This window comes from Microbulbifer sp. CnH-101-G (assembly GCF_052466775.1).
The window spans coordinates 3,911,295-3,926,616 of the sequence record NZ_CP174292.1; the positions used below are offsets into that span (position 1 = coordinate 3,911,295).

Consider the following 15,322-nt stretch of genomic DNA (forward strand, 5'->3'; position numbering starts at 1 on the left):
ACCCCGGCAGCATGGCGCTAGGCGCATTGCGATTGCCGCCAAACGGCGATACCGGTACTTTAGTGTCCTGAAAATCAATTCATTACCCATTAGAACAGAACAGTAAGAACCGGCGCAGAAGAATGCGGTGGAGGGAAATTGTCCATGAATACGATCGCGCAAAAAAAACCACGGCGCCAGCTATTGGCTCTGGCAGCACTGGCGCTGTCTTTGCCTGCAGGAGCTTTAGCGTCGGCAGAGGAAATCACAAAAGACCAGGAAGCACAGGAAGAGAAGCAGGAAGATCAATCCTGGGATATCAACAAGCCGCCTTACGAATTTAAACCGATCCAGTTGGACACCCGAGAGACCACCTGGAGCAACCTGGATATCAGCCCGGATGGCAAAACCATCCTGTTCGATATGCTCGGCGATATCTACACAGTGCCGGTTGCAGGCGGCGAGGCGATAGCTCTAACCAATGAGATCGCCTGGAATATGCAGCCGCGCTTCAGCCCGGATGGCAAGAGCATCGTATTTATCAGCGACCGCGATGGTGCCGACAATATCTGGTTGATGGACCGCAATGGCGAAAACCTTCGCCAGCTCACCACTGAGAAGGAAAATCTACTGCACTCACCCAACTGGAGCCCCGATGGCCAGTACCTGGTAGCGCGCAAAGGTTTTATGTCTGGGCGCAGTATCCCTGCCGGTGAAATCTGGATGTATCACTACGGTGGCGGTGAGGGGCGCCAACTGAAAGAGCGCATCGGTGGCGATATCGCGCAGAAGAACATTGCCGATCCGGCATTCTCCCCGGATGGACGCTATGTCTATTACTCCATCGATACCACCCCTGGCACCGTATGGGAGTACAACAAAAACTCCACCCAGGAAATTTTTGCCATAAACCGCTACGACCTCCAGGACGGTGAAGAGGAAACCTTTATCTCCGGTCCCGGCGGTGCGGTGGCACCCGTACCCTCCCCGGATGGCAGCAAACTGGCCTTTATCCGCCGCCAGGACAATCGGACCTCCCTGTTCCTGAAAAACCTGGAAACCGGCTTGGAAACCCCGGTTTACGCCGGCCTTGAGCGGGACCTGCAGGAAATTTTCGGCCCCCATGGCAACTATGTGCAATACGACTGGATGCCCGATGGCGAGTCGCTGATCGTATGGACCGGCGGCAAATTCCTGCGCATCTCAATAAACGGGGACAGCGTCGCGCCAATTGAAGCCCATGTGAAGGTCAAGAAGCAGGTGGCCGATGCGGTGCGTTTCCCGGTGGAAGTGGCCCCGGAAACCTTCGATGTGAAGATGATTCGCTGGGCGCAAAAATCCCCCAACGGCAAACAGGTCGCGTTCCAGGCTTTGGGCAAGATTTATATCCAAGATGTCGACAGTGGTGAGCGTCGTCGCCTGACCCGCCAGGACGACCACTTTGAGTTCTACCCCAGCTGGTCCCGCGATGGTCGCGAGATCACCTATGTCACCTGGGACGACCAAAAACTCGGTCATGTACGAGTGGTATCCACACGCAGCGGTCGCGGCAAAAACATCACCAAGCAGCCCGGCCTGTACGTAGAGCCGAGCTTCTCTCCCAGTGGTGACACCGTGGCCTACCGCCGCTTTACCGGCGGCTACCTGCTGAGCCCCGAGTACTCCTTGGAGCCGGGTATCTACCTGGCAGACGTCGACGGCGACTGGCAGCGCCGGGTCGTGAAGTCCGGCTATGAGCCGCACTTCGGCGCCAGCGACGAGCGTATCTATTTTTCCGAGTACCAACACGCCGGCGGCGGCAAGCGCGTACTGAAGAGCACCAACCTGGAAGGCAAAGATGAGCGCGAGCACCTGCATGGCGCTGAGATCACCTCCTTCCGCCTATCCCCGGACGGCAAGTGGGTCGCCTTTACCCAGGACTTCAAAGCCTTTGTCGCGCCCTTTATGCACACCGGCAAGTCCGAGGTAATCGGCCCCGATAGCAAAGCGGTTAAAGTCACCCAGGTATCCAAACGCGCCGGTGAATATCTACACTGGTCCGCCGATAGTGACACCTTGGGCTGGGCGCACGGCCCCAAACTATTCGAGCGCGAATTAAAAGACGCCTTCGAATTTGTCGCCGGCGCTCCAGAGGAACTGCCAGAACCAGTTTCTGAAGGTATCGACCTGAGCTTTGAGCAGTCCTTCGATAATCAGACAGGTCTCGTTGCCCTCACCGGCGGCAAGGTCGTCACTATGCGCGATGCAGAAAACACCCGCGAAATTATCGAGAATGGCGTAGTGCTGTTCCGGGGCAACCGCATTGTCGCGGTGGGCCCAACTGCAGAGGTGGAAATTCCCGCCGAAGCGAAGCGTATCGATATCACCGGCAAAACCGTATTGCCTGGGCTGATTGACGCCCATGCCCACGGCGCTCAGGGACGCGAAGAAATTATCCCGCAGCAAAACTGGAACCTGTTCTCCAGCCTGGCATTTGGCGTGACTACCATTCACGACCCCTCCAATGACAGCAGCGAGATCTTCTCCGCCGCTGAAATGCAAAAGGCCGGCCTGATTACTGGGCCGCGTATTTTCTCCACTGGCACCATCCTCTATGGCGCCAAGGGTCCAGGCTACAAAGCCAAGATCAACTCCCTGGAGGACGCCCAGTTCCACGTCAACCGCCTCAAGGAAATGGGCGCCATCTCGGTGAAGAGCTACAACCAGCCCCGCCGGGACCAGCGCCAGCAAGTGCTACAAGCAGCCCGCGAGGCCGGCATCATGGTAGTGCCCGAGGGCGGCGGTAAGTACCAGCACAATATGAACATGATTGTGGATGGGCACACCGGTATCGAGCACTCGCTGCCGATCGCCAATGTCTACGGCGATGTGGAGCAACTGTGGAGCCAAACCCAAGTGGGTTATACACCGACCTTTGTCGTGGCCTACGGCGGTCTCTGGGGTGAGGAGTACTGGTATGACCGCACCGAAGTGTGGAAAAACGAGCGCCTGACCCGCTTTACTCCGGACTTTATTGTTAACCCTCGCTCTATCCGTCGCCCCACTGCACCGGATGCCCACTACAACCACTTTAATGTGGCCCGTCAGGCCAAGCAGCTGCGCGATGAAGGTGTCACCGTACATATCGGCGCCCACGGCCAGCGCGAAGGACTGGGAGCTCACTGGGAGATGTGGATGATGGAGCAGGGCGGCTTTACCCCTTGGGAGGCCTTCCGCGCCGGTACCATCGATGGTGCCCGCTACTTGGGTATGGATGGCGATATCGGCAGTATCGAGGCAGGTAAGCTCGCTGACCTGATCGTGATCGACGGCAACCCCCTGGACAACCTGCGCCTGTCGGAGAACATTTCCTACACAGTGATCAACGGCCGTGTGTTTGAGGCGGAAACCATGAATGAAATGGGTGCTGGCGAACGCTTGGCGTTCTTCCATGAGCGCCTGCCTATCAGCGCTATGCCCGCTCCTACGGCGGAAGCGGTACAGGAGAAGATGGAGCGCCACCACTGGGTGCACTAGCACACAGGGTGTGCCCCTAACTCATAGCCCGGCAGTAACTGCCGGGCACTACTCCCATTGACCCTTGGGAATAACACATCTACTAGGGCAAGTTATTGGTGATATATCCATATTTCAGTAGCCCCACAAATACCGCACCACCAAAGGTATTACCCAATGTGGCGATGACTTGAAATCGCAGTAGCTCTAACCAATCAACAACCCCTTCTCCACCAATCCAGGCACTAAAAATGGCTACGGCTCCAGCAATACAGTGGGGCAGGCTTCCTAGACCAATAACAAAGGTCACTATGGCAATAACAGTGATTCGACCAATGGTGTCTGTACTGGATGAAACCAACCAACCGAGCAGTCCCATTAGCCAACCAGCCAGAATCGCCCCAAGAAACAGCGCCACATTACTATCGTCAATGAGCTTCTGCCCATAGTAGTCAAACCCTTCCTGAGTAATGTTTTGACTAACCAGGGCATAACTCACCAGCATAAGTGCAAATATAAAAGCACCAATCATATTGCCCAGATAAATCAATCCCCAAATGCGCCCTAAATCTCGTAACCGTTGCCTTCCATCCACAACCGGAAGAATTGCCAGAGTCGTATGTTCAGTAAAAAGGTCTGTTCGACCGATAATGACCAGGATAAAACCAACGGGATAGCTCAAAGACAACACAAGATGTAAAGCTGGTTTTCCCAATTCCCCATAAAAACTACTAAACAGCGCCATCATCAAAAAAAAACTGAAGCCGATCTCCAACCCTGCGGCAACAGATGACAATAACAGCGAGCGACTCTCTCGTTCATATTCATGCAGGCTGGCATCCATTTGCTCACGCAAGACAGCCCGCTCACTCTTGGGTTTATCGCTATCAATACTCATTCAATAAGAAGAATTAGAAATATAGTCATCGTCTAGTGGAAAGAAACGTCGTATAGATAGAGTAGCTGCTTTGGAATTCAATGAGATTACTGACTAAAGCAGATGATGAATTGGCAGAAGCAAGAATAAATCCTGTGGCCTGATCAGCAACCAGAAAAAGATCATCTTCCACAGGTATATCAAATAAAGGTCATCGCGATTTAAAATCGCAACGACAAAAAAGCCCTGCTAGGCAGGGCTTTAAAAAGTCACTAGGGTTACCTCCTGCTAGGCCTCGTCAACCTCTTTCAGAAGGGCTTGATCAAGAGCTTGCGCACGCTGAAAAGCCTCGCGTTTAGACAAGCGCTCTACATACTCCTGAAACTCTTTTCGCTTCTCAATAGTGCCAAATTCCATACCCCAGCCCAGTTGAGCCGCGATATAAACATCCGCAGCAGTAAATCGCTCACCTAGTATATAGGGGTTAGATTTTATCCATTCAGAGAGAGTATCGAGCGCCAATTGGTAGTTACCGTAACCAAGCATCATCTGGTTATCCGCACTGGCTTCGTCACCAAAGATATTCTTGTTCACAATGGCCTGTTCCATCGGCCCAGCTGCAAAGAACATCCAGCGGTAATAGCTTGCTTTCTCATCATCACTCTTTGGCGCCAGTTCAGCATTGCCAAAAACTTCTGCCAGGTAGACACAAATAGCCGCCGTTTCAGTAATGATTCTCTCACCGTGAATCACAGTTGGCACCTTGCCCATTGGATTAATGGCCAAGTATTTAGGCGTCTTCATGGGCTCGCCGTACTCAAGTACTTCTGTGCGATACGATAAACCCAGCTCTTCCAACATCCAGCGCACGATACATCCACGTGACTGGGGGTTAGTGTAAAAAGTCAAATTATTAGACATGAATCTCTCCCTGAGAATAGAAGGTCACAGTTTAGGGGACTATTAATTTTTTTCGAGAGTTTTTTGTGCCAATGGAAGATTAGTGACTAATATCTTAAATAATAGAGGGGGTAGATGTAAAACTATTAAAAGATTATTACTTGCTTTTAATTAAATCCCATTAAAGCCATTCCGCTAGCTCCACAGTAATGTATTCTGGTCCTTCAATATATACCAACTTTCTATGTAAGTACTCCATGATATGACTGCGAATATTAATACCATTTTTTCTCAAATGATCAACAGCCAACTCAATATTTTCGACCCTGAAGCAGAGATGGTTATATCCAGGACGCGCTAAATTAGATATTTTTGGATCGGAGAATATTTTTGGGTTTCTATAATGCAGTAATTGAATCTCAAACCTTGGTTCAGCGCCCTTTAACACCATGGTTAAGTGATCAGCTTCTATATCGGATACATCCATATATTTGGCAACTTCCTCCCCTGAAATAACATCTGTTATTTTCAATTCAAAGTCGAGCAACTCAAAAAAATGCTTGCTTCTCTCTAAATCTGTAACAGCAATCGTGACGTGATCGGGATTTTTTACCATCGGAAGGCTCTCGTAATAAATTATCTATCTCGGGAAATTGCCCTACCAATTTTCTCATATTCATTGCGTAATACAGGTATATTTTCAATTCCAATATAAGTTTCTGTGTGCTCTACAAATCCTTTCCAGTGGAATGGAAAAACCACCTCTACTTTTGAATGAGAAACCGCAAAATTGTAAGCCTGTCTTGCTCGTAAAAGAAGTTCAGTTACTGATAAAGTCTCGTAACCACTATTAGTTGTCTTGAACCCTCTAGGAATCAAATAATATTTAGCATCCATGTGCTGGGTTTTATGCATCAATTTTTCAACAATCTTATTTTGAAAATCCACACCATAATAATAATCAACTCCAAATAAATTAAAATTTTCAGGAACAATTAACTGAAATCTCGCTTGACTCACCGTGTTATGTGTAAAAGTAATTGCCAACTTTGCCGTAGGGAAGTCTTTCTTTATCAGCGCTCCAATTTCTTCAAAGTAGAGTTTTAATTCTTTATCAGGCAAAGAAGAGCGTTGAAAAGGTTCATCCAGTGGATCAAAGGCGTAAATAATATCTTTAAAGGGCAGTAATTGATGCCTAGCTCTTTCCCACCGCTCTCGGTAATCTTCCTGTTTATTCTTGCCAAAATCCTTAAAAAAAATTGGAGCCAGTGCCACCCAAATTTTTAATCCGTGTCTCCTGGCGACTTCCATCAGGTCTATGTCAAAACACCAAACATCTACAAATGTAGAGAATTTTGCTACCTCGGGAATATCATCTTCATCCCAGCCCGAGTGATAAAAACCAAATTCTTTTAAATGACTCGGCACATGGTTCTTTTTAGGAACAATTCCTGTCACAAAAATGTTCCCTGGAATCATTATCGGCTTGGTCTCTCTGAGGTATTCAGCAGGAGTATGGTAGGTATAGAACTGAGAGTGGCTATCCATTGCCCAGGACAGCATGAGACACATCAAAAAAGCCGCAAGTTTTTGAAAAGAGGCCTGATACAACCTTATAAAAAACATAAATCAGCGCCATTTTTAATTGATGGAATACATTTGGCTTGATCAACCAACATCCAGTATAGAAAGGCGCGGAGATGAGATAGGGAGATTGTGGGGAAACAGCTTATTCAAGAAACAAAAAAAGCAGCCGAAGCTGCTTTTTTGTCGCCAAAAACAGGCCTTACAAACTGTAAGAACTGCTTACTTGCCGGCCGCCTTGCGGATTGCCTGCAGGGTGCGCAGACGCGCCTCGGCTTCGGCCAGTTGGGCTGAGATACGCGCATAATCGACTTCAGAGGGCGCTTTGTGCAGGGCGTGTTCCGCTTCTTCGCGGGCCTTCTGTGCAGCTTCCTCATCAATTTCACGCTCGGCTACATCCGCGAGGATGGTAACCATGTTCGGCTGAACTTCGGCGTAGCCACCGCTGACGAACAGTACTTCCTCTTCACCACCGGGCTTGATGATGCGTACCGGACCGGGCTTCAGGGCGGTTAGCAGTTGCGCGTGGCCGTAGGAGAGACCCAGCTCACCTTCGATACCACTCACAATCACCATCTGCACCAGTCCGGAGAAGAGAGACTGCTCGGCGCTGACAATGTCACAATGTACTGTCATGGCCATAGTATATGCCTCTCTGGCTTAGCCTTTGCTCTTGTTGGCTTTTTCCACAGCTTCGTCGATGGTTCCCACCATGTAGAAGGCCTGTTCAGGCATGTGGTCATATTCACCGCTCAGGATGCCCTGGAAGCCACGGATGGTTTCTTTCAGGGAAACGTATTTACCTGGTGCACCGGTGAAGATTTCCGCAACGTGGAAAGGCTGGGACAGGAAGCGCTCGATCTTACGGGCGCGGGCTACGGTCTGTTTGTCTTCTTCAGACAGTTCGTCCATACCCAGGATCGCAATGATGTCCTTCAGCTCTTTGTAGCGCTGCAGTACGGACTGAACGCCACGAGCCACTTCGTAGTGTTCCTGACCGATTACCTGCGGGTCCAGCTGACGGGAGGTGGAGTCCAGCGGGTCAACAGCCGGGTAGATACCTTTAGCGGCGATATCACGGCTCAGTACTACGGTGGAGTCCAAGTGCGCGAAGGTGGTCGCCGGAGACGGGTCAGTCAAGTCATCCGCCGGTACGTATACCGCCTGGATGGAGGTGATAGAACCGGTCTTGGTGGAGGTAATACGCTCCTGCAGAACGCCCATCTCTTCCGCCAGGGTCGGCTGGTAACCTACCGCAGAAGGCATACGGCCCAGCAGTGCGGATACTTCGGTACCGGCCAGGGTGTAGCGGTAGATGTTGTCGACGAACAACAGTACGTCTTTGCCTTCATCACGGAATTTTTCCGCCATGGTCAGGCCAGTCAGGGCTACGCGCAGACGGTTGCCGGGCGGCTCATTCATCTGGCCGTAAACCATCGCCACTTTAGAGTTGGCTTTGTTTTCCAGGTCAACAACGCCGGATTCAGCCATCTCGTAGTAGAAGTCGTTACCTTCACGGGTACGCTCACCAACACCGGCGAACACGGACAGACCGGAGTGCTCGGTAGCGATGTTGTTGATCAGTTCCATCATGTTTACGGTTTTACCTACACCGGCACCACCGAACAGACCAACTTTACCACCCTTGGCGAACGGGCAAACCAGGTCGATTACCTTAATGCCGGTTTCCAGCAGTTCGGTCGAGCTGGACTGCTCTTCGTAGGTCGGCGCGGCGCGGTGGATAGAGGAGCGCTCTTTCTCACCGATAGGGCCACACTCGTCAATCGGGTTGCCGAGCACGTCCATGATGCGACCCAGGGTTTCCAGGCCAACCGGTACAGAAACCGGAGCGCCGGTATTGCGCACGGGCAGACCGCGGCTGATACCTTCGGATGAACCCATGGCAATAGCGCGTACCACGCCGTCACCCAACTGCTGCTGCACTTCCATGGTGAGGTTCTTGTCCTCAACCACCAGTGCGTCGTATACATTCGGAACAGAATCGCGTGGGAATTCCACGTCGATGACCGCTCCGATCACTTGCACAATTTGCCCGTTACTCATTTCCGGATCCTCAGCTTTAAATTCTTTCTAGGCTGACCATTACTGCTAGGGGCAGCGGATTAAACCGCCGCCGCACCGCCGACAATTTCGGACAGTTCCTGGGTAATGGCCGCCTGGCGCGCCTTGTTGTAGACAAGCTGCAACTGATCGATCAGCTCACCGGCGTTATCGGTGGCGCTCTTCATCGCGATCATACGCGCTGCCTGCTCACAGGCTTTGTTTTCAACTACTGCCTGGTATACCTGAGACTCGATATAGCGAGCCAGCAATCCATCCAGCAATTCAACCGGATCCGGCTCGTAGAGGTAGTCCCACTCGTGCATGAGTTTTTCATCTTCGTCCTTCGGCAGCGGCAGCAATTGCTCGACCCGCGGCTTCTGCGACATGGTGTTGATAAACTCGTTGGATACCAGGAACAGGCGATCGATATCGCCTTCTGCGTAACGGTCCAGCATTACTTTTACTGAGCCAATCAGCCTGTTGGCCTGGGGCGCATCGCCCAGGTCGCGAACCGCTGCGACAACCTTGCTGCCGATGGCATTAAAGAAACTGGCCGCCTTGTTACCTACCGCGCAGACTTCTACGTCAACGCCTTTTTCGGACCACGCCTGCATCTCGCGAATAGCCGCTTTGAACATGTTGATGTTCAGGCCGCCACAGAGACCGCGGTCAGTGGATACCAGGATAAAACCGACCCGCTTGGCCTCGCGCTCCTGCAGGTAAATATGCTGGTACTCGGCCGAAGCGTTGGCGACGTGGCCGATCACTGCGCGTATGCGCTGGGCGTAGGGACGCCCCAGTGCCATGCGATCCTGAGCCCTGCGCATCTTACTGGCTGCAACCATTTCCATTGCGGCAGTAATCTTCTGCGTGCTCTTGATGCTGGCAATTTTTGTGCGTACTTCTTTTCCGCCTGCCATAGTGATTTACCTTGTTCGCTGGAAGTTAGATTCCGAAAGAGCGGCATTGCCGCTCTTTCGCGCTCTCCAGGGAGTTCTTACCAGCTGCTAGTAGCGACGAACTTCTCGATAGCCGCTTTGAAAGCTGCGTCGATCTCGTCGTTGTAGTTACCAGTCGCGTTCACTTTCTCCATCAGCTCTGCGTGTTCGCTGTTCATATAGGCGAGCAGGGCGGCTTCGAAATCGAGAACCTTGGCAACTTCTACTTCTTTCAGGTAACCCTTGTCAGCGGCGTAAACGGAAACAGCCATGTCCGCGATAGACAGCGGAGAGTACTGCTTCTGCTTCATCAGCTCGGTTACGCGCTCACCGTGATCCAGCTGGGCCTTGGTGGCTTCGTCCAGGTCAGAGGCAAACTGGGAGAATGCCGCCAGTTCGCGGTACTGAGCCAGAGCGGTACGGATACCACCGGACAGCTTTTTGATCACCTTGGTCTGCGCTGCACCACCTACACGGGATACGGAGATACCCGGGTTGATCGCAGGGCGGATACCGGAGTTGAACAGATCGGTCTCAAGGAAGATCTGGCCATCGGTAATGGAAATCACGTTGGTCGGTACGAACGCGGATACGTCACCGGCCTGGGTTTCAATGATCGGCAGGGCGGTCAGAGAGCCGGTCTTGCCTTTCACTTCACCATTGGTGAACTTCTCTACGTAGTCGGCGTTTACACGCGCGGCGCGCTCCAGCAGACGGGAGTGCAAGTAGAAAACGTCACCAGGGTAGGCTTCACGTCCGGGCGGACGCTTCAGCAACAGGGAGATCTGACGGTAGGCCCAAGCCTGCTTGGTCAGGTCATCGTATACGATCAGGGCGTCTTCACCGCGGTCGCGGAAGTACTCACCCATGGTACAGCCGACGTAGGGAGCCAGGAACTGCATCGCTGCCGGATCGGCGGCGCCAGCGGCGACTACGATGGTGTGGTCCATAGCGCCGTGCTCTTCGAGCTTACGCACTACGTTGGCAATAGAGGACTGCTTCTGGCCCACGGCAACGTAGATACACTTAACGCCGGTGCCTTTCTGGTTGATGATGGCATCGATCGCCACAGCAGTCTTACCGATCTGACGGTCACCGATGATCAGCTCACGCTGGCCACGGCCGATCGGGATCATGGTATCAACCGCTTTCAGACCGGTTTGTACAGGCTGGTCAACGGACTGACGGGCGATAACGCCAGGCGCTACCTTTTCTACCGCGTCGGTCAGCTTGTTGTTCAGCGGGCCCTTGCCGTCGATCGGGTTACCCAGCGCGTCTACAACGCGGCCGAGCAGTTCCGGACCAACCGGGGTTTCCAGGATACGGCCGGTACAACGACACTTCTGACCTTCGGCCAGGGATTTGTAGTCGCCCAGGATTACAGCACCAACGGAGTCGCGCTCCAGGTTCAGCGCCATACCGTAAACGCCGCCTTCGAACTCGATCATCTCACCGTACATCACGTCGGCCAGGCCGTGGATGCGGATGATGCCGTCGGATACGGAAACAATGGTGCCCTCATTTTGGGCTTCAGTGCTCACATCGAGATTTTCGATGCGGCTCTTGATGATTTCACTGATCTCAGAGGGATTCAGTTGCTGCATGCTCTGTTCCTCAAGTCCCCCGCCGGCTGACGCCGTCGGGGAGAGTAATTTAGGAGTTCATCGCCTCGGCGAGCTTGGCCAGACGTCCGCGTACGGAACCGTCGATGACTGTATCACCGGCACGGATGATCGCGCCGCCCAGCAGGCTCTCGTCCACCGAGCTGTGCAGATGTATTTCGCGTTCAAACATCGCGCTGAGTTTCTGGCTCAGCGCTTGAGCCTGTGCATCGCTCAGGGCTTGCGCGGAAACAACTTCCACCTCGAGGGTGGCTTCCGCCTGCGCTTTCAGCTCTTCGAACAGCTCGGAAATTTCCGGCAGCAGCTGCAGGCGGTGGTTTTCCGCCAGCAACCGGATGAAGTTCTTTCCGTGCTCGCCGAGCTCGTCTGAACAGATCGACAGGAATTTATCTGCGCGCTCTTCACTGGTGAGCTGTGGGTTATCCAGCAGCTCACGCACTTTTTCGTTCTGGCTGACCGCCGCCGCGGTTTCCAGCGCAGCGCTCCAACCACCGAGGTTGGAGGCTTGCTGCGCATAGGCAAATGCGGCTTTAGCGTAGGGCCGGGCCAGTGTGCTGAGTTCCGCCATGGGGTTCCTCGCTTACAGCTCGGCTGCCAGTTTGTCGATCAGGTCGTCGTGCGCCTTAGCGTCGATATTGACCGCGAGAATCTTCTCCGCACCCAGGACAGACAGGTCTGCCACACGGCTGCGCAGTTGCTCTTTAGCGCGATTCACTTCTTGGTCGATCTCAGCTTTGGCCGCAGCTTTCAGGCGGTCGCCCTCGGCATGCGCAGACTGCTTTGCTTCATCGATGATCTGATTGGCGCGCTTGTTGGCGCCATCGATAATCTCGCTCGCCTGATCTTTGGCTTCTTTCAGCTGCTCGGCAGCTTTACGCTTGGCCAGTTCCAGGTCTTTCTGCGCGTGCTCGGCGTCAGCAAGACCATCTGCGATCTTTTTCTCACGCTCTTTCATCACGCCCAAAAGTGGCGGCCAAACAAACTTCCAGCAAAACCAGACGAAAAACAGGAATGTGATCGACTGGCCGATTAGAGTCAGGTTGATATTCACACCGACACCTCTTGCTCTTTAAATAGGGTTAAGGGCAATTGGAACGGCGTAATTAAACCAGACCAGGAGCGACGGCGAAGATCAGGTACATAGCGATACCAACACCGATCATCGGAACCGCGTCAAGCAGACCAGCCATCAGGAACATTTTGCCCTGCAGAGCCGGAGCCTGTTCAGGCTGACGAGCGGAACCTTCCAGCAGTTTGCCACCCAGGGTACCGAAACCGATTGCGGTGCCCAGGGCGCCCAGACCGATCAGCAGTGCACTTGCGATGTAAACCAGACCTAATGCTTCCATTGTGTTCTCCAAATCAAAGTTAAAGAGTTGTTGTAAAGGTCGAAAAAAGGGTTAAAGAAACTTATTGATCGTGCTCGTGCTCATCGTCGCGATGGTGCGCCATCGCCATGTACACGGTGCTCAATACCATAAACACGAACGCCTGCAGCACGATGACCAGCACGTGGAAAATCGCCCAGCCCATGTGCAGGAGGCCCGCACCGATAAAGCCGAGGACACCAACGCCAAAGACAATCGCGATCAGGATAAAGATCATTTCACCGGCGTAGAGGTTTCCAAACAGACGCAGGCCCAGGGAGATCGGTTTGGCGATCAGGGACACGGCTTCCAGCAGGAAGTTGACCGGGATCAGCAGGATGTCAAAGAACAGCTTGCCGGTATGGAAAGGGTGCAGAGTCAGCTCTTTTAGGAAGCCCAGCGCACCTTTCTCGCGAATACTGAAGAAAATCATCAGCGCGAATACCGCCAGCGCCATACCCAGGGTGGCATTGGGGTCGGTGGTCGGAACCACTTTAAAGAAGAGGTGATCGTTGCCGGAAATCTTGGCGGCGGCCATGGGCAGCCAGTCGACCGGTACCAGATCCATCAGGTTCATCAGGAAGACCCACACAAAAATGGTTAGCGCCATCGGGGCAACCATGGTGTTGCGGTGGGGGAAGGTTTCCTTAACCAGTTTGTCGATAAACTCGGTGACCAGCTCCACAAAACTCTGGAAACCGGTGGGCTTGTCCACGCTGGCCTTCTTGGCGGCGCGGGCAAACAGGAAACAGAAAATCAGACCGAGGCCGATAGACCAACCCAGGGTATCCACATGTAGGGCCCAAAAGCCCATATCTGCGGCTTCCTGAGAGGAATGCGCCATAGTCCAGGTGGACTCACTAAGCACAGAGCCATCGGCGCGGGTGTAACCGGCCGGCAACTTGCCGTAAGTCATATTTTGCAGGTGGTGTTGGATATACCCCGTCGCAGTTAGAGCTTCGCCCGCCATAGTTCCTCAACAATCGTAAAAGTAAGAATTCTTTTTTCTTATCCGCCGGCTAGCGGACCATGCGCGCCACCATAATCCACTGCACGATTACACAGAGGACGTAGCTGATAAAAAGCGCTGCCGCATTCAGCGGCTTGACGGTGGCAAAAACTGCCGCAAAACCCGCCATGGTCAATATAAATTTGCCGGTTTCCGCGCGGTAGAAATTGCCTACCACGCGATGGGCCGCGCGCGCACCGCTATCGCGAAAGGCGCGCCTGCCAAAATATGCTCCGGGCAGTGCGCACAGGGCACCACCAATAAATACAGAGAGCGCCGTCACCGGTTTGCCACTCAAGTGCAGTACCGCACTGGCCAGCGATACCAGCAGAAGCTGTACCGCGGCAATTCGTAATACCGGGGGTTTAGTCATAGACGGGATAAGCCGACTTTTTTTGCGCTGTCCGCCCAAAATTTGGGCGTGCGAATTATGCTGCAACAGCATCCCCGATTCAACCGGCAAATGTCGTCAACTTATTTGATTTTCGGGAGGTTTTGGGTGGAATGGCTCGGCGCAGTGAGTATTTGCCAACAGTTATTGCGCGCGCCACTAGGGCGCGCATTTCGCCAAGGCCTCAATCCTCGGCGTAACCCAGGTGGGCGAGGATTCCATCTAGCTCTTCCAGGTTGGTGAATTTCAGCACCAGGCGACCATTGCCCTTTTCGTTGTGATCGATAGAGACGGGCACACCGACCTTTTCCGCCAGGCGCTCGGTAAGACGGCGGATATTGGGGTCGGGCTTGGGTTTTTCCGCTGCCGGGGTGGCCGGCTGTTGCAGGCGACGCACCAGCGCTTCTGTTTGTCGCACAGTGAGGCTGCGCTCGACAACCTGGCGTGCGGCAGAGCGCTGGGTGGCGCCGGAGAGACCGAGCAGCGCCTTGGCGTGGCCCAGCTCCAGGTCTCCGCGCTCGAGAAAAGTACGCACTTCTTCACTGAGGCTCAACAACCGCAGTAGGTTGGTCACTGCGGTACGGGATTTACCCACTGCATCAGCCACTTCCTGCTGGGTCAGCTTGAATTCATCCTGTAGGCGCTTGAGGGCTACGGCTTCCTCCACCGGGTTCAGGTCTTCGCGCTGAATATTCTCAATCAGCGCCATGGCGATAGCGGCTTCATCGGAGACACTGCGCACTATTGCCGGCACCTTTTCCAACCCGGCCAACTGGGCAGCGCGCCAGCGCCGTTCACCGGCGATAATCTCGTAACTCTGTTCACCAATGCCGCGTACGACAATCGGCTGCATAATGCCCTGGGCACGAATGGAGTCCGCCAGCTCCTGCAGGGATTCCTGTGGAAAATCCCGGCGCGGCTGATAGCGACCGCGCTGTAAAAACTCGATCGGCAGCTCTTTTAACTCTCCATCGGCTACAGCAGCTTCAGTTTCCGTGTCACCGGTGACCTCGGCAATCGCGCTGCTGGCGTTATTGCTGATCAGGTGGGATAAACCCCGTCCCAGTCCTTTGCGCTTCGCGGCCATAGTAATTAC

Annotated in this window: 15 protein-coding genes; 1 reads left to right on the forward strand and 14 read right to left on the reverse strand. The window is 53.4% G+C overall.

All coding sequences use genetic code 11. The features are described 5' to 3' along the window. The first annotated feature begins 144 nt into the window (after positions 1-144). Positions 145-3,495 (forward strand): amidohydrolase family protein, encoded by a 3,351-nt coding sequence (locus ACJJID_RS17370; protein WP_444920549.1) that lies wholly within the window; start codon positions 145-147, stop codon positions 3,493-3,495. Positions 3,496-3,577: 82 nt separating this feature from the next. On the opposite strand, the gene ACJJID_RS17375 is transcribed toward ACJJID_RS17370, so the two are convergent. From ACJJID_RS17375 to ACJJID_RS17440, 14 genes are all read right to left on the reverse strand, one after another. After that, a complete protein-coding gene (locus ACJJID_RS17375; protein WP_444920550.1) occupies positions 3,578-4,372 on the reverse strand; it encodes a formate/nitrite transporter family protein in 795 nt (264 codons plus the stop codon). Positions 4,373-4,639: 267 nt separating this feature from the next. Next, a complete protein-coding gene (locus ACJJID_RS17380) occupies positions 4,640-5,272 on the reverse strand; it encodes a glutathione S-transferase family protein (protein WP_444920551.1) in 633 nt (210 codons plus the stop codon). Positions 5,273-5,432: 160 nt separating this feature from the next. Then, positions 5,433-5,867, reverse strand: a complete 435-nt coding sequence (locus ACJJID_RS17385; RefSeq protein WP_444920552.1) for a VOC family protein — start codon at positions 5,865-5,867, stop codon at positions 5,433-5,435. Positions 5,868-5,887: 20 nt separating this feature from the next. Next, the gene (locus ACJJID_RS17390) at positions 5,888-6,877 is read right to left on the reverse strand and encodes a hypothetical protein (RefSeq protein WP_444920553.1); all 990 of its coding nucleotides are present in this window, start codon (positions 6,875-6,877) and stop codon (positions 5,888-5,890) included. Between the two features lie 180 nt (positions 6,878-7,057). Beyond that, positions 7,058-7,477: a F0F1 ATP synthase subunit epsilon gene (locus ACJJID_RS17395; protein ID WP_020413901.1), complete on the reverse strand. Its 420-nt coding sequence runs from the start codon at positions 7,475-7,477 to the stop codon at positions 7,058-7,060. An 18-nt stretch (positions 7,478-7,495) separates the two neighbouring features. Further along, positions 7,496-8,899, reverse strand: coding sequence for a F0F1 ATP synthase subunit beta (gene atpD, locus ACJJID_RS17400; protein ID WP_444920554.1), 1,404 nt, complete (start codon positions 8,897-8,899; stop codon positions 7,496-7,498). A 59-nt stretch (positions 8,900-8,958) separates the two neighbouring features. Continuing rightward, positions 8,959-9,819, reverse strand: coding sequence for a F0F1 ATP synthase subunit gamma (gene atpG / locus ACJJID_RS17405; RefSeq protein ID WP_444920555.1), 861 nt, complete (start codon positions 9,817-9,819; stop codon positions 8,959-8,961). Between the two features lie 77 nt (positions 9,820-9,896). After that, the gene (gene atpA, locus ACJJID_RS17410) at positions 9,897-11,441 is read right to left on the reverse strand and encodes a F0F1 ATP synthase subunit alpha (protein WP_152455988.1); all 1,545 of its coding nucleotides are present in this window, start codon (positions 11,439-11,441) and stop codon (positions 9,897-9,899) included. A 49-nt stretch (positions 11,442-11,490) separates the two neighbouring features. Next, positions 11,491-12,027, reverse strand: coding sequence for a F0F1 ATP synthase subunit delta (locus tag ACJJID_RS17415; RefSeq protein WP_444920556.1), 537 nt, complete (start codon positions 12,025-12,027; stop codon positions 11,491-11,493). Between the two features lie 12 nt (positions 12,028-12,039). After that, positions 12,040-12,510, reverse strand: a complete 471-nt coding sequence (locus ACJJID_RS17420; protein ID WP_152455991.1) for a F0F1 ATP synthase subunit B — start codon at positions 12,508-12,510, stop codon at positions 12,040-12,042. Positions 12,511-12,562: 52 nt separating this feature from the next. Next, entirely contained in the window at positions 12,563-12,808 is a 246-nt protein-coding gene (gene atpE, locus ACJJID_RS17425) for a F0F1 ATP synthase subunit C (RefSeq protein WP_020413895.1), read from the reverse strand. Between the two features lie 61 nt (positions 12,809-12,869). Beyond that, a complete protein-coding gene (gene atpB, locus ACJJID_RS17430; RefSeq protein ID WP_152455993.1) occupies positions 12,870-13,796 on the reverse strand; it encodes a F0F1 ATP synthase subunit A in 927 nt (308 codons plus the stop codon). Positions 13,797-13,845: 49 nt separating this feature from the next. Continuing rightward, a complete protein-coding gene (locus ACJJID_RS17435) occupies positions 13,846-14,208 on the reverse strand; it encodes an ATP synthase subunit I (protein ID WP_152455995.1) in 363 nt (120 codons plus the stop codon). Positions 14,209-14,410: 202 nt separating this feature from the next. Continuing rightward, on the reverse strand, positions 14,411-15,313 hold the full coding sequence (locus ACJJID_RS17440) for a ParB/RepB/Spo0J family partition protein (protein WP_444920557.1): 903 nt from the start codon (positions 15,311-15,313) through the stop codon (positions 14,411-14,413). Positions 15,314-15,322 lie beyond the last annotated feature (9 nt).